The 23975-nt window shown below is 69.5% G+C and carries 22 protein-coding genes; 12 read left to right on the forward strand and 10 right to left on the reverse strand.

From position 1 onward, the window contains the following. The first annotated feature begins 3 nt into the window (after positions 1-3). From ilvA to BLP83_RS02285, 3 genes are all read left to right on the forward strand, one after another. Positions 4-1581 carry a threonine ammonia-lyase, biosynthetic gene (gene ilvA, locus BLP83_RS02275; protein ID WP_091238293.1) on the forward strand — a complete coding sequence of 526 codons (1578 nt, stop codon included), beginning with the start codon at positions 4-6 and terminating at the stop codon, positions 1579-1581. 101 nt (positions 1582-1682) lie between these two features. After that, entirely contained in the window at positions 1683-1988 is a 306-nt protein-coding gene (locus BLP83_RS02280; RefSeq protein WP_143006521.1) for a hypothetical protein, read from the forward strand. A gap of 283 nt (positions 1989-2271) precedes the next feature. After that, entirely contained in the window at positions 2272-3774 is a 1503-nt protein-coding gene (locus tag BLP83_RS02285; RefSeq protein ID WP_091238300.1) for an esterase/lipase family protein, read from the forward strand. Positions 3775-3957: 183 nt separating this feature from the next. On the opposite strand, the gene BLP83_RS02290 is transcribed toward BLP83_RS02285, so the two are convergent. Continuing rightward, on the reverse strand, positions 3958-5043 hold the full coding sequence (locus tag BLP83_RS02290; protein WP_091238303.1) for a porin: 1086 nt from the start codon (positions 5041-5043) through the stop codon (positions 3958-3960). Between the two features lie 279 nt (positions 5044-5322). On the opposite strand from BLP83_RS02290, the gene BLP83_RS02295 reads away from it, so the two are divergent. The 7 genes from BLP83_RS02295 (at position 5323) to ispD (ending at position 12421) form a co-directional block, all read left to right on the forward strand. Then, complete coding sequence (locus BLP83_RS02295; protein WP_176763974.1) at positions 5323-6981, forward strand: GGDEF domain-containing protein; 1659 nt, start codon at positions 5323-5325, stop codon at positions 6979-6981. After that, a complete protein-coding gene (locus tag BLP83_RS02300; RefSeq protein ID WP_143006522.1) occupies positions 6978-7289 on the forward strand; it encodes a hypothetical protein in 312 nt (103 codons plus the stop codon). Before BLP83_RS02295 ends, BLP83_RS02300 begins: the two co-directional genes overlap by 4 nt. A 214-nt stretch (positions 7290-7503) precedes the next feature. After that, positions 7504-9159 (forward strand): CTP synthase, encoded by a 1656-nt coding sequence (locus BLP83_RS02305; RefSeq protein ID WP_091238313.1) that lies wholly within the window; start codon positions 7504-7506, stop codon positions 9157-9159. Beyond that, positions 9156-9986 (forward strand): 3-deoxy-8-phosphooctulonate synthase, encoded by an 831-nt coding sequence (gene kdsA / locus BLP83_RS02310; RefSeq protein WP_091238316.1) that lies wholly within the window; start codon positions 9156-9158, stop codon positions 9984-9986. Before BLP83_RS02305 ends, kdsA begins: the two co-directional genes overlap by 4 nt. Before the next feature lie 63 nt (positions 9987-10049). Beyond that, complete coding sequence (gene eno, locus BLP83_RS02315; protein ID WP_091238319.1) at positions 10050-11342, forward strand: phosphopyruvate hydratase; 1293 nt, start codon at positions 10050-10052, stop codon at positions 11340-11342. Between the two features lie 24 nt (positions 11343-11366). Then, a complete protein-coding gene (ftsB, locus tag BLP83_RS02320; RefSeq protein ID WP_091238322.1) occupies positions 11367-11714 on the forward strand; it encodes a cell division protein FtsB in 348 nt (115 codons plus the stop codon). Continuing rightward, positions 11711-12421, forward strand: coding sequence for a 2-C-methyl-D-erythritol 4-phosphate cytidylyltransferase (gene ispD / locus BLP83_RS02325; protein WP_091238323.1), 711 nt, complete (start codon positions 11711-11713; stop codon positions 12419-12421). Before ftsB ends, ispD begins: the two co-directional genes overlap by 4 nt. Before the next feature lie 130 nt (positions 12422-12551). On the opposite strand, the gene BLP83_RS02330 is transcribed toward ispD, so the two are convergent. The 7 genes from BLP83_RS02330 to trhA form a co-directional block, all read right to left on the reverse strand. Next, complete coding sequence (locus BLP83_RS02330; RefSeq protein ID WP_176763975.1) at positions 12552-13640, reverse strand: homoserine dehydrogenase family protein; 1089 nt, start codon at positions 13638-13640, stop codon at positions 12552-12554. Positions 13641-14042: 402 nt separating this feature from the next. Next, the gene (locus BLP83_RS02335; RefSeq protein ID WP_091238329.1) at positions 14043-14660 is read right to left on the reverse strand and encodes an ABC-type transport auxiliary lipoprotein family protein; all 618 of its coding nucleotides are present in this window, start codon (positions 14658-14660) and stop codon (positions 14043-14045) included. Beyond that, the gene (locus BLP83_RS02340) at positions 14657-15622 is read right to left on the reverse strand and encodes an MlaD family protein (RefSeq protein WP_091238332.1); all 966 of its coding nucleotides are present in this window, start codon (positions 15620-15622) and stop codon (positions 14657-14659) included. Before BLP83_RS02340 ends, BLP83_RS02335 begins: the two co-directional genes overlap by 4 nt. Before the next feature lie 4 nt (positions 15623-15626). Continuing rightward, on the reverse strand, positions 15627-16412 hold the full coding sequence (locus BLP83_RS02345; RefSeq protein ID WP_091238334.1) for an ABC transporter ATP-binding protein: 786 nt from the start codon (positions 16410-16412) through the stop codon (positions 15627-15629). Beyond that, a complete protein-coding gene (locus BLP83_RS02350) occupies positions 16409-17536 on the reverse strand; it encodes an MlaE family ABC transporter permease (RefSeq protein WP_091239408.1) in 1128 nt (375 codons plus the stop codon). The genes BLP83_RS02345 and BLP83_RS02350 overlap by 4 nt, the downstream gene beginning before the upstream one ends. A 627-nt stretch (positions 17537-18163) precedes the next feature. Continuing rightward, a complete protein-coding gene (pcp, locus tag BLP83_RS02355) occupies positions 18164-18820 on the reverse strand; it encodes a pyroglutamyl-peptidase I (RefSeq protein WP_218121169.1) in 657 nt (218 codons plus the stop codon). Further along, entirely contained in the window at positions 18820-19467 is a 648-nt protein-coding gene (trhA, locus tag BLP83_RS02360; protein ID WP_091238337.1) for a PAQR family membrane homeostasis protein TrhA, read from the reverse strand. Before trhA ends, pcp begins: the two co-directional genes overlap by 1 nt. A 129-nt stretch (positions 19468-19596) precedes the next feature. On the opposite strand from trhA, the gene BLP83_RS02365 reads away from it, so the two are divergent. Together BLP83_RS02365 and BLP83_RS02370 are read left to right on the forward strand one after the other, a co-directional pair. Next, positions 19597-20448 (forward strand): alpha/beta hydrolase family protein, encoded by an 852-nt coding sequence (locus BLP83_RS02365; RefSeq protein WP_143006523.1) that lies wholly within the window; start codon positions 19597-19599, stop codon positions 20446-20448. Positions 20449-20753: 305 nt separating this feature from the next. Then, positions 20754-21509, forward strand: coding sequence for a tetratricopeptide repeat protein (locus tag BLP83_RS02370; protein ID WP_091238342.1), 756 nt, complete (start codon positions 20754-20756; stop codon positions 21507-21509). Positions 21510-21847: 338 nt separating this feature from the next. Here BLP83_RS02370 and sbcB read toward each other — a convergent pair whose 3' ends face one another. Next, complete coding sequence (gene sbcB / locus BLP83_RS02375) at positions 21848-23284, reverse strand: exodeoxyribonuclease I (RefSeq protein ID WP_091238344.1); 1437 nt, start codon at positions 23282-23284, stop codon at positions 21848-21850. Between the two features lie 140 nt (positions 23285-23424). Beyond that, the gene (locus BLP83_RS02380) at positions 23425-23922 is read right to left on the reverse strand and encodes a DUF456 domain-containing protein (protein ID WP_245679932.1); all 498 of its coding nucleotides are present in this window, start codon (positions 23920-23922) and stop codon (positions 23425-23427) included. Between the last annotated feature and the right edge of the window lie 53 nt (positions 23923-23975).

A 23975-nucleotide genomic window follows, 5' to 3' on the forward strand; every position in this document is an offset into this window, starting at 1 on the left:
GCCATGCCCGCGCAGCCGCTGTCGTCCACGCCCAGACCCGAGGCGCAGATCGCGCCCGCGCCGGCGCTGGATTACCTGCGGCGAATTCTGACCGCGCGCGTCTACGAGGTTGCGCGCGAGTCCGAGCTGGAGCCTGCGCCCCGGCTGTCGGCGCGGCTCGGCAACACGGTGTTGCTGAAGCGCGAGGACAACCAGGCGGTGTTCTCGTTCAAGCTGCGCGGCGCGTACAACAAGATGGTGCATCTGTCGCCGGAGGCGCGCGCACGTGGCGTACTCGCGGCGTCGGCTGGCAATCATGCGCAGGGCTTGGCCTTGGCCGCGCGCAAGCTCGGCTGCCGCGCGGTGATCGTGATGCCGGTGACCACGCCGGCGGTGAAGATCGAATCGGTGCGCCGACACGGCGGCGAGAACGTCGAAGTCATCCTGATTGGCGACTCCTACAGCGATGCCGCCGCCCACGCGCGCGCGCTTGAACGCGAGCACGGCTACACCTTCGTGCATCCCTTCGACGATCCCGACGTGATCGCCGGGCAGGGCACGGTGGCGATGGAAATCCTGCGCCAGCACACCGGGCCGCTGCATGCCATCTTCGTGCCGATCGGCGGCGGCGGCATGGCCGCCGGCGTGGCCGCTTACGTCAAGGCGCTGCGACCCGAGGTGCGGGTGATCGGCGTGCAGACCGAGGATTCGGACGCCATGGCGCGCTCGCTCGAAGCCGGACATCCGGTCACGCTGGACGACGTCGGCCTGTTCTCCGACGGCACCGCGGTGAAACGTGTCGGCGATGAAACCTTCCGCCTGTGCCGGCTGCATCTCGACGAGGTGCTGCGGGTCGACACCGATGCCCTCTGCGCGGCGATCAAGGACGTGTTCGAGGACACGCGCAGCCTGCTCGAACCCGCCGGCGCGCTGGCCGTCGCCGGCCTGAAGCAGTACGTCGCCCGCCAGGGCCTGCGCGGCGAGCCGCTGGTGGCGGTGGCCTCGGGCGCCAACCTCAACTTCGACCGCATGCGTTTCGTCGCCGAGCGCGCCGAGGTCGGCGAGCAGCGCGAGGCCCTGTTCGCGGTGACCATTCCCGAGGAGCGCGGCAGCTTCCGTCGCTTCGTCAACCTGCTGGGCGGACGCGGCATCACCGAGTTCAACTACCGCATCGGCGATGCCTCCGCCGCACACATCTTCGTCGGCATCAGCACCCGCGGCCCCGGCGAGGCCGAGGCCCTGGCGCAGGCCTTCGCCGACGAAGGCTTCCCGGCGCTGGACCTGACCCACGACGAGCTGGCCAAGCTGCACCTGCGCCACATGATCGGCGGACGCTCGCCGCTGGCCCGCGACGAGCGCGTCTATCGCTTCGACTTCCCGGAGCGGCCCGGTGCCCTGATCCGCTTCCTTGCAGCCATGAACCCGGACTGGAACATCAGCCTGTTCCACTACCGCAACCAGGGCGCCGATTACGGCCGCATCCTGGTCGGCCTGCAGGTGCCCGAGAGCGATCGTCCCGCTTTCGACCGCTTCCTGGCTGGGCTGGGTTATCCACACAGCAACGAGACCGACAATCCGGCCTACCGCTTGCTGCTGGGCTGAAGCGGGGCCCTGAACGGTGCCCAGCGTGCACTTGCAGCATCCCTTGTTTCGGCTAGGCTGGGGCCCACCTCGGGTTCAGCCAGTCGAGTAAGGAGAACGCCATGAGCAGCCAGGGCAGCGTATGCGGCATGAACCCGAACACCGGCCGCGTGGTGGTGCGCACCGAAGGCGGCTATACCGTGATGGACATCGAGCGCGGCATCGTCGGTCCGCGCGATGTGCTGGCCGGCCGCATCACCGGGCCCGGCCGGGCCATCCTGGTCAACACTTCTCGGGAGTCCAGCGAAGTCACCGTGCGCGTGGAAGTCATCGATGCCGCGCTCGACGTCGCGCGCGCGCTGCTGCACGAGGACGAGGTCGAGACCGACGTCGCCCGCAGCTGTGCGGAGGGCTCGGGGACGGCGTGATGAGCCGGGATTGGGGATTCGGGATTGGGGATTGGTGAACAGCGGGTTTGATCCCTGCCTGCGCTGGCCCCGCCACCGCAACCGGCACCGTCGGCGTCGGGCTCCCGGAGCGGTTTAGGCGCGTTGTCCTCCGGCCGCAACGAAGTCGGGCCGCGTGCGCGCAGGCCGGTCATCGGCGAACCGCGGTCGAAGGTCGTGTCCCCGCCGCTGAGTCAGCGTGCTCCCGCGGCACTCTCCACTTGACAACCGTTCGCTCCCGAACGCCGGATGCAAGGACTCACTCATGCCCCTGCCTGACACTCTGGTCTTCCTGCACGGCTGGTCGGTCACCAGCACCGAAACCTATGGCGGCCTGCCGGAGCGGCTGGCGGCCGAGTACGCCGCGCGCGGGCAGACGCTGCGGCTGCGCGACATCCACCTCGGCCGTTATGTGTCTTTCCACGACGAGGTGCGCATGGAGGACTTGGCGCGTGCGCTGCAGGCTGCGGTGGAGCGCGAGCTCGGCGCGCTGATCCAGTCCGGCCGGCGCTTCGCGGTGATCACCCACAGCACCGGCGGTCCGCTCGCGCGCGAATGGTGGTGGCGCTACTACGTGCAGCCGCGTGGGGCCCCGTCCTGCCCGATGAGTCATCTGGTGATGCTGGCGCCGGCCAACTTCGGCAGTGCGCTGGCCCAGCTCGGAAAGGGGCGGCTCGGCCGCATCCAGGCCTTCGCGCAGGGCGTGGAGCCCGGAGCCGGCGTGCTCGACTGGCTGGAGCAGGGCAGCCCCGAGGCCTGGGCCCTGAACGAAGCCTGGTGCCGCGGCCGCTTCGGTGAGCCGGGCGGAGAGCACGGCCGCGGGGTCTATCCCTTCGTGCTCACTGGCCAGAGCATCGACCGCAAGCTCTACGACCATCTCAACCCCTACACCGGCGAGAGCGGCAGTGACGGCGTGGTGCGGGTGGCCTCGGCCAACCTCAATGCGGCCCTGCTGGTGCTGGAGCAGGGCCGCAGTGGCGACCTGCAGCGCCTGGAGCCGGTCGGCGGCCTGAAGCGCGCGCCGCGCACGGCGTTCCGCCTGATCGCCGGCGCGGCGCATTCCGGCAAGGCGCGCGGCATCCTGCGCGGCGTGTCGGCGTCGGCGGGCGGGCAGGGGGGCGAGACCGTGCAGGCGGTGCTGCGCTGCCTCGAAGTCGACTCCAACGCCGCTTACGCGAACGTCTGCGATGCCTTCGAGCGCGAGTCAGAAGTGGTGCAGGACGCCGAGCGGGTCGAGATCGAAGCCGTGGCAGTGCTGCCCGATCGCGCACATCTGCACGATCGCAGCAGCCTGGTGATCTTCCGCCTGCAGGACAGCGAGGGCGGTGCGCTCAAGGATTACGACCTCGTGCTCACCGGCGCGCAGGACAGCCCCGACCTGCTGCCCGCGGGCTTCCTGCGCGACCGCCAGCGCAACAGCAGGCACCCGGGCAGCCTGAGTCTGCTGTTCAACCACGACCTGATGGCCGGCTGCGCCGCGATCCCGGACCCACGCCGTGCGGGCGCCGAACTGCGCGCCGCCCAGCCCGGGGTCGATCGACTAGGCCTGAAGCTGCGTCCGCGCCCGGAGCAGGGCTTCGTGCGCTACGCACAGGCGGCGATCCAGGCCGAGCCCACCCTGCTGCGGCAGGTGCTGCGGCCGAACCAGACCACCCTCGTCGACCTGCGGCTGCAGCGTCTGGTGGACCGCGCCAGCGTCGAGTTCGGCGCTGCCGGTGGGGTGCACTCGTTCAGGGGCGTGAAGCCCAGCGGTGAGTCGGTGCCCTGAGTCGCGGGCCGGTCGGGTCCTGCGCCGCCGCAGGTCGCCTTTGGCGCGGAGGTGGCCCGTCATCGCTCGACGCTTCTCGGATGCCGTCCCGAAGGGCCCTTGGGTCGCTTCGATCTCCAAGCGCCCCCCGGGCTCAAGCCCGGCGGGCGGCGCGCTTGTCCAAGCTCTGCTCCGCTGCGCGGCTCAAAAGCTGTACTGCGCACGCAGCCCGGTGAAGTGCCCGCTGTAGTCGCCGGGGCGGCTCACCCGCAGGCTGCGGTCGGCGTCGAAGTCGCCGTACTGGGCGGCGAACTGCCAGCGTGCACCCACATAAACGGTGGCGGCCAGGCCGATCTGGGTTTGTGCGCCGAGGTGGGCACCGCCCAGGTCGAAGTCGACCCGACTGATGCGCGCCGCCAGCTCGAAGGCGAGGCTGCCGGCCTCGAAGCTCGGCTTGCGCAGCGCGCCGTCGCGCAGGCTGCGAGCGTGCCCGCCGCTCAGCCAGCTGGCCTGCAGCGTGGCGCCGCGACCCTCGGGGTCATCGCCGGCGCGCTGGCCACGCAGGGCGAAGGCCTCGCCCTGCAGGGTCCAGCTGCCGCGCAGCCAGGCCGCTTCCGCGCCGAGGCGCAGGCTGTCGTCGGTATTCGCGAAGTTGCCGAGATCCAGCGGCGCCAGCGGCAGCAGCCGCGACTCCGGGCGCGCGCGCAGGCGCAGGCGCTCGTCTTCGCGGGCCTCATAGGCCGCCGCGAGGCCAAGGTGTAGATCGGGGCGGGCGACACTGACGAGTCGCAGGGCCGCACCGGCCGTGCCCGAAACCTGTTCCGCGGTGCCGGCAAAGCCGCCGGCCTGCAGCTGCATGTCGCCGAGCCGCTGGGTCCACATCAGGCCGACCCGGCGGCCGAAGTTCGAGGCATCGTGCACCTGCGAGCGCTCCAGCAGCATGAGGTCGCGCGAGGAGCCCTGCTCCTCCAGCGAGAAAGGCTGTTTGTACTGGCCGATGCGCAGCTTGCCGGCGCCCAGGGGCAGATCGGCGTAGACGTCGGTGACCGTGCCGATGGCGAAGTCCCATTCGCCGCGCAGCTCCAGGCCCGAGCTGTGGCGAGCGCGCAGGCCAACGCGTGAGCGCCGCGCACCGTCGGCATCGCCATCGCTGCCGCCGTCCACGCGATACTCGATGTAATCGTGCTGAAACGAACCGGCTGGCGTGAAGCTCCAGTCGGAGGCGCTGCACAAGGTGGAGGCGGGCAGCAGGACAGCGGCCACGTACAGGGCGGGACGGTGCAGGCGCATGGGCTGGGATCCGGTGGAGAGGGTCAAGGCGAAGAGAATATTGCGGAGAGATGGCAGTTTTGTGACACCTTGGCCCGCGTGATGTCCCCCACGGGCCTTGAAAATCGGCCCGGCGCCGCCCTGCGGGCACGTGCCGTAAGCCTGCTGTCATTATTCCTTCATGCCGGCACGCGCTTCTCGCCGCTGCCGCGCAGCGCCGTGCACCCACCAAGCCGGGTAGCCCGGGTCCGAACGCTCTCCACTTGTAGCGATGGCGCGTTTCCTGCTTCGCTGCGAGGCATGGTCCGCCTCCTTTCCTGCTTCGCACTGTGGCTGCTCCTGGCTGGCTCGCTGCCGGTCCGCGCCGCCGCGGGCGAGTTTCCGCTGGACGTGCGCGTCCTCCCCGCCGAGTCAGAGCCTGCCGCCGTAGCGCGGCCCTTGCCGGAGCCCGGCTGGCGCAACCGCGTGCTGTCCAGCGCCGCGCCGCGCGCGACCCTGCTGATCCGTCCGCAGTCAGGGGCCTGGCCACCCGGCGACTGGGTGCTGCAGTTGCGCATCTCGCCCCTGCATCGCGTGCAGCTTGAGCAGGGCGAGCAGCGCAGCGCTTGGACGCGTGGCCTCAACCCGCAGCCGGGGCTGCATGCCGGCCACGGCGACGTGGCGTTCGCCCTGGCCGAATTGCCGCCGGGCAACGCCCCGCTGCGCGTGCATCTGGACTCAAGTGGCGTGCTCGCCTCCACGATCGCCCTGCGCCTGCTGCCCGCCGATGAGTATCGGGCGCAGGACGCCGCCTGGCTGGCCTATGCCGGCGCCACGCTTGCAGTGATGGTGGCCATGGCGATGATGGCCCTGCTGTTCGCAGCCTACCTGCGCGATTCAAGCTTTCTCTGGTACGCCGGCTATCTGCTGGCCTACGTGTGGATCCTCGGGTTGCAGAGCGGGTTTCTCGCCGCTCCCCTGGGCTTGAGCTTTACCGCCGGGGGCAGCCCGCTTTCCGGGCGTATCGCCACCGCCGCCGCCGTGGCCTGCGCCGCCATGTTCCTCGATCGCTTCGCCCACCTTGATGTGTACGCCCCCCGCCTGCGTCGCGGCCTGCACCTTCTGGCCGGCGCGATCGTTCTCTCCAGCCTCGCCTCGGTGCTGCCTTCCGAAGCATGGGTGCAGGCTGCGCGCGCGCTGACCAACCCGCTGATCATCCTCGGCGGTCCGCTGCTGCTGGTGACGGCGCTGTGGGCCGCCCTGCGCGGCTCGCGCTATGCCCTGATCTTCGCCATCGGTTGGGCGCCCCTGCTGGCGGTGACGGTGATGGGCAGCCTGCAGATGTTCGGCCTGTTCAGCGCCTGGCGCTGGCTGGACAACGCTGGCATGGGCGCCGGCGCTTTCGAGGCATTGGTGCTGTCGGCAGGCCTCGCCTACCGCAGCATGGAGTTGCGCCGCGATCGCGACTCGGCGCGCCACCTCGCCGACGTCGATCCCTTGACTGGCCTGCTCAATCGCCGGGCCTGGAGCGAACGCGTGCGCCGCCTGATGGCGGACCAGCCCGATGGGCTCTGCGTGCTGTTCATCGACCTCGATCACTTCAAGGCCCTGAACGACGCCCACGGCCATGACCTCGGCGACCGCGCCCTGGCCGATGTCGCCGCCTGCCTCAAGCGCAGTCTGCGCGCCCATGACCTGCTGGCTCGCCACGGTGGCGAGGAGCTGGTCGCTGCGCTGCCGCGCTGTGGCCTCGATGCGGCCGCCCGCATCGCCGAACAGCTGCGCCGCGCTGCCTCGAACCTGCGCTTCGCCGCCGAGGGCCCGCAGGGGGAATCGCCCAGGCTCACCTTGAGCATTGGTGTGGCACGCCAGCGCCCGGGCGAATCGCTCGAATCCCTGATCCGTCGCGCCGACGCCGCGATGTACACCGCCAAGCGCAGCGGGCGTGATCGGGTCGAGGTCGATCGGGAGGGCGCTTGAGCGCGTCTGACTGCGTGCTTCTGCCGCCCCGGCCGATGCGCCTGGCCGAGGCCGCGGATGCGCTGGCGCAGGTGTTGGGAACCGTCAGGCCGACCTGGGTCGAGCGCTGGCTCGCCAATCAGGACTACGACTTCTGCTCTCGGCGGTGCGCCGCCGGCTTCGACAGCGAGCTCCGCTGTGCTGGCTGGGAGCGCGAGTCCCCGCAGACTGAATTCCGGCTGTTCGGGCTGTCGCCGCCTGACCCGCAGTGGCAGCCTCTGGTGCAGCAGGCCGGCTGGCAGTTCGGCGCGTCCACCCCCTCGACCTGAGCCCCTTCACGTGAGTCCGCGCTGATCGCCTTGCTCCCGCGGGCGCTATCGCTGTCGGGCCTGCCGGATGCCGCTATCGAAGCTTGAGGGCGCACCATCGAGGCGGCTCGGGCCGCCAAGGCGGGGCAGTGGCTGGGGCGCTGTCGGGCGCACCCGGAGAGGCGCCCCGCGCCTTCCGCCTGTAGAATCGCGTTTTCCCGCTGCGTGTTCCCCCATGACTCCCCTGATCTTCGTCACCGGTGGCGTGGTGTCCTCGCTTGGCAAGGGCATCGCTTCAGCCGCACTCGCGGCTATCTTGGAATCGCGCGGCCTGCGCGTGACCCTCATGAAGCTGGATCCGTACATCAACGTCGATCCCGGCACCATGAGCCCCTTCCAGCACGGTGAGGTCTACGTCACCGACGACGGCGCCGAGACCGACCTCGACCTCGGCCACTACGAGCGCTTTGTGCGCACGCGGCTCGGCCGCATGAACAGCATCACCACCGGACGCATCTACGAGAACGTGATCCGCAAGGAGCGTCGCGGTGACTATCTCGGCGCGACGGTGCAGGTGATCCCGCACATCACCGACGAGATCAAGCGCTGCATCGATGCCGCCACCGCGGGTTACGACGTCGGCCTGGTCGAGATCGGCGGCACCGTCGGCGACATCGAGTCGCTGCCCTTCCTTGAGGCGATCCGCCAGATCCGCAGCGAGCGCGGGCCGGACAAGGCCCTGTTCATGCACCTGACGCTCGTGCCCTACATCGCCGCCGCCGGTGAGCTGAAGACCAAGCCCACCCAGCATTCGGTGAAGGAGCTGCGCAGCATCGGCATCCAGCCCGATGTGCTGCTGTGCCGCTGCGAGCAGCCGCTGCCGGAAGGCGAGCGCCGCAAGATCGCGCTGTTCACCAACGTGCCCGAAAAGGCCGTGATCTCGGCGATCGACGTCGCCAACATCTTCAGCATCGTGCCCTGGCTGCACGAGCAGCAGCTCGACGAGCTGGTCGTGCGTCAGCTGCATCTGCCGGCCAAGCGTGCGGCCGAGCTGGGCGACTGGATGGAGGTGATCGATGCGGTCGACCACCCCGAGGACGAGGTCACCGTCGCCGTCGTCGGCAAGTACGTCGACCACCAGGACGCCTACAAGTCGGTCGGCGAGGCGCTGAAGCACGGCGGCCTGCGCCAGCGCACGCGCGTGCGTCTGAAGTGGATCGAGTCCGAAGATGTCGAGCGTGAGGGCGTGTCGGTGCTGGCCGGCGTCGACGCCATCCTCGTGCCCGGCGGCTTCGGCGATCGCGGCTTCGAGGGCAAGGTGCGCAGCGTGCAGCATGCGCGCGAGCAGGGCATTCCCTACTTCGGCATCTGCTACGGCATGCAGGCGGCGGTGGTCGATTTCGCCCGCAACGTCGCCGGACTGCGCGATGCCAACACCACCGAGAACGACCGCAACGTCGCCCATCCGGTGATCGGCCTGATCACCGAGTGGCGCACGTCCACCGGTGAAGTGGAGCGCCGCACCGAGGCCTCCGACCTCGGTGGCACCATGCGCCTCGGCCTGCAGGAGTGCCGCCTGAAGCCCAACACCCGCGCGCGCGAGCTGTACGGCCGCGATGTGATCGGCGAGCGCCACCGTCACCGTTACGAGTTCAACAACTACTACCGCACCCAGCTGGAGGACGCGGGCCTGGTGATCGCCGGCAAGTCGATGGACGATCTGCTGGTCGAGATCGTCGAGCTGCCGCGCGAGCAGCATCCCTGGTTCGTGGCCTGCCAGTTCCACCCTGAATTCACCTCGACCCCGCGCGACGGCCACCCGCTGTTCATCGGCTTCATCCGCGCCGCGCGCGAGCACAAGGCGGCTGCCGCGAAGGAGGCCAGCGCATGAATCTCTGCGGGTTTGAAGTCGGCCTGGACAAGCCGCTGTTCCTGATCGCCGGGCCCTGCGTCATCGAGTCCCTGCAGCTGCAGATCGACACTGCCGGCACGCTCAAGGAAATCACCTCCAAGCTGGGCGTGCCCTTCATCTTCAAGTCGAGCTTCGACAAGGCCAACCGCACTTCGGCGACCAGCTTCCGCGGCCCGGGCATGGAAGAGGGCCTGAAGGTATTGGCTGAAGTGAAGCGCCAGCTCGGCGTGCCGGTGCTCACGGACGTGCACGAATACACGCCGATGGACGAAGTCGCCAGCGTGGTCGACGTTCTGCAGACCCCGGCCTTCCTGTGCCGGCAGACCGACTTCATCCAGAAGGTGGCGCGCGCCGGCAAGCCGGTGAACATCAAGAAAGGCCAGTTTCTCTCGCCCTGGGAGATGAAGCACGTCACCGACAAGGCCAAGGCCACCGGCAACACCCAGATCATGGCCTGCGAGCGTGGGGTGAGCTTCGGCTACAACAACCTCGTGTCCGACATGCGCAGCTTGAGCGTGATGCGTGACACCGGCTGCCCGGTGGTGTTCGACGCCACCCATTCGGTGCAGCTGCCCGGCGGCGCCGGCGGCAAGAGCGGCGGCCAGCGCGAATTCGTGCCGGTGCTCTCACGCGCGGCCGTGGCCGTGGGCATCGCCGGCCTGTTCGCCGAGACCCACCCCGACCCCGACAACGCCCTGTCCGACGGCCCCAACGCCTGGCCGCTGGGCCGAATGGCCGAGCTGCTCGAAAGCCTGGTCGAGATCGACCGGGTTGTGAAGAAGCGGCCTTTCATCGAGAGGGGTTGAGCGGCCTGCGCCGCGAGGCCCGATCCTTAGCTACCGCGAATTCCCACCCTCACGGAAACCCTCATGAGCACGATCCGCAGCATCCACGCCCGCGAAATCCTCGACTCCCGCGGCAATCCCACGCTGGAAGCCGAAGTCACGCTGGAATCCGGCCAGGTCGGCCGCGCCGCCGTGCCCTCGGGCGCGTCGACCGGCACCCGCGAGGCGGTGGAGCTGCGCGACGGTGACCGCACGCGCTACCTCGGCAAGGGCGTGACCCGCGCGGTGGCCAATGTGCGTGGCGCGATCAACGACGCCCTGCGCGGTTTCGACGGTGCCGATCAGGCGGGCCTGGACCAGCGGATGATCGCGCTGGACGGCACCGAGACCAAGAGTCACCTCGGCGCCAACGCGCTGCTGGGCGTGTCGCTCGCCAATGCGCATGCGCAGGCTGCCGCCCGCGGTCTGCCGCTGTGGCAGCACCTCTTGGGCGATCGTCAGGCCCTGCTGCCGGTGCCGATGATGAACATCATCAACGGCGGTGCGCATGCCGACAACAACGTCGACATGCAGGAGTTCATGGTGCTGCCGGTCGGCCTGCCGAGCTTCGCCGAGGCCCTGCGTGCGGGCACCGAGATCTTCCACGCGCTGAAGTCGGTGCTGAAGGGCCGCGGCCTGTCGACGGCTGTCGGCGACGAGGGCGGCTTCGCGCCGGACCTGCGCTCCAACGAGGAGGCCGTGGAGGTCATCCTGGAGGCGATCGGCAAGTCCGGCTATCGCGCCGGCGAGGACATCTACCTCGGTCTCGACTGCGCGGCGTCCGAGTTCTACGAGAACGGCAAGTACCAGCTGGTCGGCGAAGGCCAGCGTCTGTCCTCCGAGCAGTTCGCGGATTTCCTGGCCGGCTGGACCCGTCAGTACCCGATCATCACCATCGAAGACGGCATGGCCGAGGACGACTGGGACGGCTGGGCCGGCCTGACCGCGCGCCTGCGCGAAAACGTGCAGCTGGTGGGTGACGATCTGTTCGTGACCAACCCCAAGATCTTCCGCGAGGGCATCGCCAAGGGCATCGCCAACGCCATCCTGATCAAGGTCAACCAGATCGGCACGCTGACCGAAACGCTGGAGGCCATCGCGATGGCCGAGGCCGCCACCTACGCGCAGGTGATCTCGCACCGCTCGGGCGAAACCGAGGACACCACCATCGCCGATATCGCGGTGGCGACCACGGCCACCCAGATCAAGACCGGCTCGCTGTGCCGCTCGGATCGCGTCGCCAAGTACAACCAGCTGCTGCGCATCGAGGAAGCGCTGGGCGCTTCGGCGCGCTACGCCGGTCGCGCCGCGTTCCCGCAGCTCAAGCACTTCCGCTGAACCCCGCGCCCCGCCTGGGCCCGCATGTTCCGACTCGCCATCCTTGCCCTGCTTGCCCTGCTGGTCTACCTGCAGGTGCAGCTGTGGACCGGTGCGGGCGGGCGGGCCCAGGTCGAGGAGCTGGCGAAGGCCGTCGAGCGCCAGCGTGTCGAGAACCGCCAGCTGGAGCAGCGCAATGCCGCGCTGGAAGCCGAGGTTCTCGATCTCAAGGAAGGCGCGTCCGCGGTCGAAGAGCGAGCGCGCGCCGAGCTGGGCATGATCCAGCCCGGCGAGGTGTTCTACCGCGTGGTGGATGGCGACAAGGTGCCTGAGCCGGCGTCCTCCGAGCCCGTCGAGGGCACACCCACCGCCGTGTCGCGTCCGCGGCAATGAGTCCGCGCGTCTGGGCGGTACTCCCCGCCGCTGGCAGCGGCCAGCGCATGGGCTCCGCCGTTCCCAAGCAGTACCTGACGCTGGCTGGAGGCAGCGTGCTCGAGCACAGCCTGCGCGCGGTGCTGGCCCATCCCGAGGTGGCCGGCGCCGTGGTTGCGCTCAGTGCGGGCGACGCGCGCTGGCCGGGTTGGACAACGCTCGATGGCAAGCCCGTCCTGCGCGTCGAGGGCGGTGCCGAGCGCGCCGACAGCGTGCGTGCCGCGCTGCGCTTGCTGGCCGCGCGGGAGGATGCCGACGCGCTGTGGGCGCTGGTGCACGATGCGGCGCGGCCGTGTCTGCGTGCGGAAGATCTCGATCGCCTGATCTCGCGCTGCCTTGCGGCAGGCGAGGGCGGTCTGCTGGCGGCGCCGGTACGCGACACGCTGAAGCGCGTGGATCCCGCGCGACCAGCTCGCGATCAGCGCGCGCTCGGCACCGAGCCGCGCGCAGGCCTGTGGCGCGCGCTGACGCCGCAGCTGTTTCCCCTGCAGGCGCTGCTGGCTGCCCTGGAGGCGGCCGAGGCGCAGTCGCCCGCGGTCACCGACGAGGCCATGGCCATGGAGCGCGCTGGCGTGCGGCCTTTGCTGGTGGAAGGCGCGGACGACAATCTCAAGATCACGACCCCGGCCGATCTGGCGCTGGCGGAGTTCCTGCTCAGCCGCCGCTGAGCTCGCCACGCTCCGGTTTCGCAGGGGTGACATGGTGCGCCTCTCGAAGAGGGGCGTCCGCGCTTCACATCCAACGGCGAGCGACAAGCCCACGCGCAGGGCCGGTCGGCCGGGGGTGGGGTGCAGGTTCTCAGAGGCTCAGCCGCTGCGCAGCCGCCAGGACGTCGCTGAACACGCCCGCCGCCGTGACTTCGGCTCCCGCGCCAGGCCCGCGCAGGGTGAGCGGCGGCTGCTGCTGCAGATCAGTGCGGATCTCCAGCACATTCTCGCGCGGCCGCGCACTTGCCAACACATCGTCGAGAGGCAACGAGGCGACGCCGACCCGGCCGCCTGCCGGGCCGACTCGAGCCACCACGACCAGGCGCTCGCCCCGCGCCTTTGCGGCCGTGATCCGCTCGCGCCAGTGCGCGTCCTCCGCCCTCAGCGCCTTCTGCAGGGCGTCGCCATGGATGGCACTCGCGGTCGTCAGCGGCTCGACCGCGATCTGCTTGGGCTCCAGCGGGAAGCCGGCTTCGCGCCCAAGGATCAGCAGCTTGCGCGCCACGTCCTGGCCGCCCAGATCCTCCAGCGGATCGGGCTCGGTGTAGCCCAGATCGCGCGCCTCGATCACCGCCTCGGAAAAGGCCGCGCCTTCATGCAGTCGCGAGAGCAGGTAGGACAGCGAGCCCGACAGCAGGCCGCGAATGCCGAGCACGCGCTCGCCGCGCAGGCGCAGATCGCGCAGCGGGCCGAGCACCGGGATCGCTGCCCCGACCGTGGTTTCGTAGTGCCAGGGCGTGCGCCGCGCACGCTCCTGCAGCGTGCTGTAGAAGGCCCAGGGGCGCGCGCCGGCATGCTTGTTGGCGGCGGCGATGGCGATGCCTCGACCCAACAGGGCCGGGTAGTCAGCCGCGACCTCATCGCTGGCCGTGCAGTCCACCGCAACCGTGTGGGCAGCGCTGCCCACTCGCGCCCACAAGCGGTCGAGATCGCCGGCGCTGCGCGGCGCGAGCAGTGCGTCCACGCCGATCGGATCGAGACCGTGCTCGCTTTCCGCCAGGCCGCGACGGTCATAGGCCGCGCGCAGGCGCAGATCGATACCCAGCCCAGCCCTCAGGATCTCGCTGCGCTCCGCGAGGCGCGCCCGGAACGCGCTGCCTACGCGGCCGCGGGCGCCGATCAGGACGAGGTCGATGCGTTTGGGGCTGGAAGCGGGCGTGCAGGCGGACAGGGCGGACATGGCGGGTGTTGGCGGTAGGGGCGGGCGCCGAATAAGACCACACATGCATCGCGATGAAAAGATATGTTTTGTCCCATGCCGTTCCGTACGGCGTCGCAGGATCGAGCCCAGAGTGGGCAAGGGCCCATCATGGGCTGCATGCTCGCCCCGGACGGATCGCGCTGAGCTTCAGTTGCTGAACCCAAGGCAAGGCTGAAGAAATCAGTCTTATCGCGCGCCATCGAGGCCGCGTCCGCGGATCGAGCGTGCAAGTGATTGATCCAGCGCCAGCGAGTCCGGATCTGGGCAGGACTCGCGAGCACTGATCAAGGCCAGGATGGACGCGATCCGTATTGCCCCAAGCTCGACCCCGTCCGCTCGGACCACAGGCCGCTCCGGCTCAATGGGGCCTGCGCGAGTGCCTCAAGGCCGTTCCGCGACCAGCCACTCGATCAAACTTGAGAGCGCCGCCGCGCTCGCCTCGTTGAACGCCGCCACCACCGCGGCCGCGTCACCCGCGCGCACCCCGGCCGAGGCCTTGAAGTCACGTTCGGCGACGATGCGCTGCCGCGGGTCCACGCGCTTGGCGTGGAAGTGAATGTGTACCTGCTGTGTCTCGCGCTCGAACTCGAAGCGGCGCAGCTCGCCGATCAGCCGCTCGTCGCCGGCCAGCACGTCGCGCTCGCGGCCGGCGCGCAGGCGGCCGTCGTCCTCGATGGCGCGGATCACGAGTCCCTGCCAGAGCTGCGGCAGGGGCGTACTCCATCGCGCGCCGCGCAGCAGGCCAAGCTCGTCGACGCCAGCACGCACCACGATGCGATCGGAGTCGAGCAGGCCGGCCGCCGAGGGCGCGTCCACCAGCACCTGTCGATTCCCGTTGCCACCTGCGTGAGCGGCGATGTCGACGCTGAGCGCGAACACCCGCGTCTCGCCCTCGCGCGCCTGCGGCAGCGCACAGGCGCCGAGTGCCACGAGCATCAGTACGGCGCCCATCCGGGCCAGGACAGCCAGCGGCCGACGAACACAGGGGAAGGCACTCATCGCGGGTCGTACTCCTTGGGCTGGTCGCGGCCCAGCAGCAGGCCGGAGGCATCGCGCTCGATGCGCTGGCTGAGCGCCGACAGTCGCGCGAGCGTCTCGCGCAGCTCGGCCAGGGTGGGGGCCAGCTGCGGCAGGCCCTGTTCGCCGAACCGATCGATCGCCGCGCGGTTGTGCTCGACCAGCTGCTGGGTGCTGTCGGCCAGGCGTCGCGTGGCCTCCAGTGTTTCGTGCAGGCTGTACAGGATCGGCTCTGCGTCGCTGGCCAGCAGGCCGTCCGCACGTGCGGCGATCGAATCCAGCCGCTGCAGCAGCTGTTCGGCCTGGGCCAGCGAGGTGCGCAGCGATTGACCCGCGGCGGAAAGATCCTCGAGCGCCCGGCCGACCGCATCGCCATGCTCGGCGAGCGTGGCGCTCAGCGATTCGATGTGTGCGAGGGTCGCGCTCACTTTCTCGACGTTGCCTTCGCTGAGCAGGCTCGATGCGCGCGCCATCAGCTGGTTGACGTTGAGCACCACGTCTTCGCCCGAAGCGAACAGCTTGGCCAGGGCGGAATCTTCGGCGACGATCCGCGGCACGGTGTTGTCGGGCGCTTCCAGGCGCGGCGCCTCCGCGCTGCCGCCTCCCAGCTGGATGATCGCGACACCGGTCAATCCGGTGAAGGTGAGCTTGGCCGTGGTGTCGGTCTTGACCGGCGTATCGCTGCCGACGCGGATGTGGGCGATGACTTGGCTGGGGTCTTCCGGCGCCAGCTGCAGCCGCCGCACTTCGCCGACCTGGATGCCGTTGTACTGCACGGCCGAACCGACGGTGAGCCCGGTGACGGCCTCGGCGAACAGCACGTCGTAGTAGGCCCATTCGCGGTCGAGCGACAGCTTGCCCAGCCAGAGCACGAACAGGAAGGCGAGCACGAGCACGGCCAGCGCGAAGCTGCCGATCAGCACGTGGTGGGCGCGGGTTTCCATGAGCTCAGGTCCTCATCGTTTGCGCCTGCGCGCTGCGACCGCGTGGGCCATTGAAGCATTCGCGGATCCACGGGTGCGGATGGGCTTCCACCACATCGACCGTGTCGGCCACCTGTACGCGAGCGTCGGCCAGCACGGCCACCCGATCGCAGATGGCGTACAGGCTGTCCATGTCGTGGGTGACCAGAAAGACGCTGAAGCCGAGTGCAGCGCTGAGCGTGCGGATCAGCGCGTCGAAATCCGCCGCGCCGATGGGGTCCAAGCCCGAGGTCGGCTCGTCGAGGAACAGGATCTCCGGGTCCAGCGCCAGTGCGCGTGCCAGCCCCGCGCGCTTGCGCATGCCGCCCGAGAGCTGGCTCGGGTACTTGTGCGCGGCTTCGGCTGGCAGGCCGGTGAGGCGGATCTTCAGCAGCGCGAGCTCGTCGAGCAGGTCCGCGGGCAGATCGTAATACTCCAGCAGCGGCACCTTGACGTTCTCGATCACCGTCAGCGAGGAGAACAGGGCGCCGTCCTGGAAGAGCAGGCCGAAGCGGCGCTCATAGGGCCGTCGAGCCTCTTCGTCGAGGTGGGTGGTGTCGTCACCGAACAGTCGCACCGTGCCGCCATCGGGCTGCTTCAGGCCCACGATCGAGCGCAGCAGCACCGACTTGCCCGCGCCCGAGCCGCCGATCACCCCCAGCACTTCGCCGCGGTAGAGGTCGAGGTCGACGCCGTCATGCACGCGCTGTGCGCCGAACTGCGAGATCAGCCCGCGCACCTCGATCACCGCCTCGCGCGTCGGTGCATTCATACGCCGAGCTCCATGAAGAACATCGCGAACAGGGCGTCGAACAGGATCACCAGGAAGATGGATTGCACCACCGACGAGGTGGTGTGGCGGCCGACCGACTCGGCGCTGCCGGCGACCTTCATGCCCTCGAGGCAACCGACCACCGCGATCAGGAAGGCGAATACCGGCGCCTTGATCATGCCCACCCAGAAGTGGCGGATCTCGGTCATCTCGTAGAGCCGGCTTATGAACATGCCCGGGCTGATGTCGAGCGCGGCCGAGCCGACCAGGGCGCCGCCGAGCAGGCCGCTCATCATGCCGATGAAGGTCAGCAGCGGCAGCATGATCAGCAACGCGAGAAGCCGAGGCAGCACCAGCAGCTCGACGGCATCGAGGCCGAGCGCGCGGATGGCGTCGAGCTCTTCGCGACTTTTCATCGAACCGATCTGCGCGGTGAACGCGCTACCCGAGCGCCCGGCCAGCAGGATGGCGGTGAGCAGCACGCCGAACTCGCGCAGGAAGGAATAGGCCACGAGCTCCACGGTGAAGATGGACGCGCCGAAATCGCGCAGCACGGTGGCGCCCAGAAAGGCCACCACGGCGCCCACCAGAAAGGTCAGCAGGGCCACGATCGGCACGGCGTCGAGGCCGGTCTGCTCCATGTGGAAGACCGTCGAGGTCAGGCGCAGACGACGGCGCCCGCTCAGCACTTTCGCGAGGGTGGCCAGGGTCAGGCCGACGAAACCCAGCAGTTGGCGGGTATCGAGCCAGAAGCTTTCCAGCGCCGCGCCCATCCGCGCCAGCACGGCGATGAAGCCGTGCGGCCGCGCCCTGGGTGCTGCCGGCGCACTGCGGCGTTCGATCAGCAGACGCAGCAGATCGGCATCGGCCGGGCGCAGTCCCTGCAGATTCTCGAGGGTGTCGCCATGGCCGGCGCGCTGCAGCAGACGCAGCAGGATCAGCGCGCCGCAGGTGTCGAGGCGATGCAGGCCGGTGCAGTCGAAGGCCGCGTCTGTCTCGATGCTTCCGAGCACGGACGCCGACTCCGCCAGCGGCCGTGCATTCGCCAGCGTCCAGTCGCCGCGGAGCGCGAGGCCAGTCGGCGTGCGCTCGATGCGGGCGGGCAGGGTGGTCGTATCGGACATGGGGCGGAACATAGCATCGCTGCGGCGGGGCCTGGCTTGGCTTTGCTCAAGTCAGGCAGCGCATGTTGAAAACCTGCGCGCCGCGCGAAGTCGCTGCTTGCTCCCCTCTCCCCTCTCCCCTTGTGGGCGAGGGGCCGGGGGAGAGGGGGCAGCTCGCGTGAGACTTGATGTCCTCGGCTGACGATCAGCCCGGTCCCAACCAGAACCAGAGCCTGGATGCGCTGGACCGACGAGGGCCGATGGAGTGATCGCCCTGTTTGGCTGGGATTCCTGCTACGCCGCTGCGCACCTGTTCCAGCCAGCCGGTACCCGCGCGCAGCGTTGCCGGCTCGGATGGGCTGGGGAAGTGCCAGTGCTCGCCGCCTGGATCCCGTCGGATCACCCACAGTTGAGGGGCGATCCAGGCGGCTGCCCGGTTGTTGGGAATTGCGAGTTGCCGCGGCGACGGCTCAGAGAGACGTACCTTGCCCTCGCTGTCAGGGTGCCGACGCAGCGCATGGATCAGTTCGAGGAGTGAGGCGCAGCCCTCGCCATCCGCATTCAGATGCCAACCGGGAAAGTGCTTCTGATTCTCGGTGTATCGCCAGAGCGTGATCCTGCCTCGCTGTTTCCAGCCCGGCGCCGCACTCAACACTCCACGCCCCCCGCCACCCGCAGATCGCTTGGCGTCTCCAGCGCCGTGCCGATGGCGATGCCCAGGCCCTTGGCCAGGGTCGCCAGCGACATGCTGGGCGCGCCTGGATGCCGGCAGGCCTGTTCGGGCAGGTAGGGGATGTGAATGAAGCCGCCGCGCACGCCGGGGCGCACCGTCGAGAGGTGATGCATCAGCGCGAAGAACACCGCGTTGCAGACGTAGGTGCCGGCGGACAGCGAGAGCTCGGCCGGCACGCCGTGCTGGTTGAGGCTGGCGTGCAGCGCCTTCACCGGCAGCGAGGCAAAGTAGGCGTTTGGCGCTCCCTCGATCAGCGCGCTATCAATGGGCTGGGCGCCGCTGTTGTCGGCGATGCGCGCATCCGCGAGGTTGATGGCGAGGCGCTCGATCGACATCCGCGCGCGGCCACCGGCCTGGCCGACGCAGACCACCAGGCTCGGCTTGACGCGCTCGATGGCATCGATCAGCGCGCGAGGGCCATCCGAGAAACACACCGGCAGGGCAGCGGGCTCGACCCGATGGCCGGCAATGCGTTCGCCCGAAAGCTCATGCAGCACTTCCAGCGCGGGGTTGATCGGCTCGCCGTCAAAAGGCTCGAAACCCGTCAGCAGCACCCGCGGCAGACCGGCCATCAGTAGTTCGAGGCCAGCACCTGGGTACTGACGGCGACGAAGTGGAAGCTGCTGCCCGCGAGTACGAAGAGGTGCCAGATGGCATGCGCGTAGGGCAGGGAATCCCGGTGGTAGAAGAGGGTGCCGAGCGTGTACGCCGCACCTCCGGCGAGCAGCCAGGCGATGGTGGCGGTGGACAGCTCTTCGACCATCGGGCCGAAGGCGATCACGATCAGCCAGCCCATGGCGATGTACATCATCGTCGACAGGCGCGGGAAGCGTCCGGTGAAGAACAGCTTGAACACTACGCCCAGCACGGCCAGCACCCAGATCACGCCGAACAGGGTCCAGCCCCAGCTGTCGCGCAGGCCAAGCAAGGTGAAGGGGGTATAGGTGCCCGCGATCAGCAGGAAGATCGCGCAGTGGTCGAGCACCTTGAGGCGCTGCTTGAGGCGCTCATGGCGCGCCGCGTGGTACAGGGTCGAGGCGATGTAGAGCAGCGACAGCGTGACCACGAAGACAATGGCGGTGCCGAGTTGCCAGGCATCGCCCCAGAGCGCGGCGAGGGTGATCAGCACGGCGCCGGCGGCGGCGCTGGCGAACACGCCGACACCGTGGGTCAGCGCATTGAGCAGTTCTTCGCGGTGCAGCGGCGTGGCGAGGTGCATATCGGTCCTGTGCATGGTCGGCCCTGCGGCTTGGATGACAGTGGGGTCGCGCCTTGGCGCGACGCGCAGTGTGGCATGCTGCGGCGGCGGGTTAGCATACCCGTCGGTTCAGTAATTCCGCATCCGCCCATGATCCCGATGCAGCCGGCATTCACCACCCTGCGCGTGCGCAGCCCCGACGGCGCCGAGGCCGACCTGCGTCTCGCGATGCCGCCGGAGCCGGTCGCGGGGCTCTACCTGCTGCCAGCGCTGGGCGTTGGCATCCGCCCCAACGAAGCCTTTGCCGCCGCGCTCGCCGAACAGGGGGTGGCGGTGGCGATCCACGAATGGCGCGGCCTTGGCGGCAGCAGCCTGCGCGCCTCGCGAACCTGCGACTGGGGCTATCGCGAACTGCTGCAGCAGGACATTCCCGCGGGACTCGCCGCTGCGGAGGCTGCACTGCCGGGGCTGGGCTGGTCGATCGCCGGCCACAGTCTGGGTGGCCAGCTCGCACTGATCTCGGCGGCGCTGCAGCCCCGGCGCTTCCAGCGCGTGCATGTGCTGGCGAGTGGCCTGCCGGACTGGCGCGCCTACCCGCGTCTGCGCGGTCTGGGGATCATGGCGGCCCTGCATTTCATGCCGCTGTCGGCGATCCTGCTCGGCCATTACCCCGGCGAGCGCTTGGGCTTCGCAGGGCGTGAAGCCCGCGGGCTGATCCGCGACTGGTCCTACAGCGGACGCCGTGCGCGCTATCGCATCCGCGAGGGCAGCGTCGATCCGGAACAGGCCTTGCGTGAGTTCAAGGGCGAGGTGCGGGCCCTGCATCTGGCGTCCGACTGGCTGTGCCCGCGGGCCTCGCTGGAGGCACTGGCGGCCAAGACCCCGCAGGCGCGCTGGCAGATCGAGACCCTCTACGACCCCGAGTTCGCCCCGCGCCGCGCTGACCATTTCAGCTGGCTCAGACAGCCCGGGCCGGTGGTGCGCAGGCTGCTGGCGGCGTAAAGCGGGCTCGCGCGATGCCCCTCTTGGGCCGCGGTGCCTTCGCGCTCGGCACGCGGGGTCGGCATCGCCCGGGACGCGCCGCAGATCGGGTCGACCGGCGCGCCTGCGAGTGCGGAAATGCGCGTGCGACCCGGGCCGCGGGGTCAGCGGTCCGTCGGGTGGGTCAGCAGCGGCCGGCCCCGCGTCGGGTCGCACGCCCGGTTCGCGCGAATGTCGAAGAGTCGCGCGCTTGCGACACCGCTTTTCGGTTTCCTCAGGGCGTGGAAAACTGCGCGCCTTTCCCCGGTCATTGACTCCCTTCTGGCATGCACATTTTCGGTCTCGGTCTGCACGTTCTGATTGCGCTGTATTTCGCCATCCACGCGGTGCGCAGCGGTCGGGAGATGTACTGGCTGTTCGTGCTGTTCGCGTTTCCGCTGCTGGGCAGTGTCGTGTACGCGCTGGCCATCTGGCTGCCTGAGCAGCGCGGCAGCCGTGCCTTCCGCAACGTCAAGCGCGCGGCTGGAGAACTGATCAACCCCGGCCGCGAGCTGCGTGAAGCGCGTCAGGCGCTCGAGGCTTCGCCGACGCCGGCCATGCATCTGCGCTTGGCCGATGCGCTGTTGGCCATGGGCCAGGCCGAGGCGGCGCTTGAGCATTACAGTCAGGCCCGGCGCGGTTTCCATGCCGAGGATCCCGAGATCGAAGTGCGGCACGCGCATGCGCTGCTGGACGCCGGGCGACCCGGGGACGCGCGCGCCATGCTCGACGCGCTGATCGAGCGCCGGCCCGACTTCCGCTCGCCGCGCGGGCACCTGGTCTATGCGCGCGCCGTTGCCGCCTTGGGCGACCGCGAGCGCGCGCGCGAGGAGTTCGATGCGGTCATCGAAGGCTTTGCCGGGCTCGAGGCGCGCGCGCGCTATGCCGAAACCCTGCTGGAGTGGGGCGCCTTGAGTGATGCCGCGGAGGTGGCAGCCGCGGGTTTGCGCCTTGCCGAGCGCATGCCGGCGCATTCGCGCGAATTGAATGCCGAGTGGCGGCGGCGTCTGAAGACCGTCGCTGCGCGCGCCCGGGCGAGCTGATCGCGCCAAGCTCTGCGTCCGCGGTGAGCGGATGCAAGGCTTGAACAGGAGGGGCCCTGGCCCACCCCGGGCTCGAGCGCGCTGCGTGTCCTGAGCCTGCACCGTGCCCTGCGCTCGCAGCATGGGCGCTCGCCATCTCACCGCGTGTGGCGAGCCTCCGGCCAGGGTGGGGCAGTGCCATTTGCGGGGAGCGTGTTGAGAGACCCCCTTGTGGGGAGTGTTTCAAGTCGGCGGTGCGGCGCAGGTCCTCACTGCCTCCCGACACAAATCGCTTGTGCACTTGCTTCGTCGTCCCGGCCATGCCTGGCCGGGCAGGCAGGCTGTTTTTCAATAGCCTGCTAGAGCTGTTGCTGGACCTCGCGATGCCAGTCGGCGAGGGCGTCGAACAGGGCGAGGGCTTCCGGATCGGCCGCATGCTGGGCCCGCAGTTGAGCGAGCAGTGCCGGATAGCCGTCCAGGTCGTATTCCGAGCGCCCCGAGGCCGGCGCCAGACGCCGCTGCAGGTAGTCGCGCCAGCGCATCTGCTCGTCCAGCGACAGTGTCTGTGGCCAGTTGCGCGCACGGTAGCGGAACAGCAGCGCCTTCAAGCGCGGGTCGCGCAAGCGGGGCTCGAATGCGGCCAGCTGCTCGGGCCGGCTTCGCCGCAGGGCCTCGAACTCCGCGCGGTCGGCGTCGGGCAGAAAGCCGGCGTACAGCGCGCCGTCGGCGTCTTCGTCCTCGAAGCTGCGCCCGCGCGCGAACACCGCGCGGACCTTTTCGGCGAGACCCGGTGTTTGCTTCAGCAGCGCATGGGTCTGCAACGCGCGTTCGCGGTCGAGCTTGAGCCGCGCCAGCTCGGCCTCGCTGACGTGACGCAGTTCGATCAGGGCCGGGCATCGGTTGGGGTGGATCTCTTTCAGCGCGACACGCTGCTCGCCTTCAGGCAGGTCGGCCTGGGCCACGTAGAGGCGGTCGGCGATGTCGTCCGGCGCAAGCTCCAGCAGGCCCCGCGGGTCGCTGCCGAGATCGAAGGCGATGATCCGCCCCGGCACCAGCGGATGCTCGGCGATCGGCGCCACGATCGCCGCACAGCCGTGTTCGGCGCTGAACATGCCCGACACGTGCAGCACCGGCGTCATGTTCGCCACGTCGAGCAGGCCGAGCGCGCGCGGCTTCTTGCGGAAGCCGTAGTAGTACTCCCACATCCGCGGCTGGGCGCGACGGAACACCCGCGCGAGGTCGATCAGGGCCTCGACGTCGGACAGCGCGTCGTGCGCGCGGCTGTGGCCGCAGCCGTTGGCGCGGGCCAGTTGTTCGAGCTTGAAGCTGGGCAGGCCGTCCTCGCGGGTCGGCCATTGAATGCCCTCGGGACGCAGCGCGTACAGCAGGCGGGCCAGATCCAGCAGGTCCCAGCGCGAGTTGCCGCGCGCGTACTCGCGCTGGTACGGATCGAAGAAGTTGCGGTAGAGCGCGTGGCGGAGGTGTTCGTCATCGAAGCGCAGGCTGTTGTAGCCCACCGAACAGGTGCCGGGCTGGGCCAAAGCCTCGTGCACGCGGGCGAGGAACTCCGGTTCGATCAGGCCGTCGCGGCGCGCCTGCTGCGGCGTGATGCCGGTGATCAGGGTGGCCTCGGGCGAGGGCAGCAGGTCCAGCGCCGGCTGGCAGTACAGCATCAGCGGGGCATCGACGACCTCCAGTTCGGCGTTCGTGCGGATGCCCGCGAACTGCGCGATGCGGCTGGTGCGCGGGCTGCGGCCGAAGGTTTCAAGGTCGAACCAGAGGAAGGTGTCTTTCATTGAGCGACGGGATTCGGGATTCGGGATTGGGGATTCGGGATTCGCGGAGCGCTTCGCTGGTCTCCCGTGTGGGGTGTCATCTCCCTGGGCTTTTCGACAGGGAGCGGGACGACTGCGAGGGCGGATGATCACTAGGTGGCCTAGAAGATCCACGCGAACGCGAACAGGCCGAGCATCATGAAGGCGATGGCGACCTTGAGCACGGCGCCGACCACGAAGCCGATCCAGGCGCCGACGCCGACATGGGTCGCGCGCTGCAGGCTGCTGCCGGCGATCAGTTCACCCAGCAGGGCGCCCAGGAAAGGCCCGAGCAGCAGGCCGAAGATGCCGAAGAAGAGCCCCGCGACTGTGCCCACCGCTGCGCCGACCAGCGCCCACACGCTGGCGCCCACGCGCTTTGCGCCCAACAGTCCGGCGACGAAGTCCGCCAGCAAGGCGAGGCCGGTCAGCACCGACAGCGCCGCGATCCAGCCCCAGCCGACCTGCTCGAATCCCCCTGCCCAGGCCGAGAGGATCATGCCGCCCAGCATCAGCGGAATACCCGGCAGCGCCGGCAGGATCGTGCCGGCCAATCCCACCAGAATCAGCACGACCGCGATGGCGTGCAGCAGGATGGGTAACCATTGGGAAAGGTCCACGCGTGCTCCGGTCTGGTTTGATCTGTGGCGGAAAGATGGGTGCTTGGGCGGCG

This window comes from Aquimonas voraii (assembly GCF_900101825.1).
GTDB lineage: Bacteria > Pseudomonadota > Gammaproteobacteria > Xanthomonadales > Xanthomonadaceae > Aquimonas > Aquimonas voraii.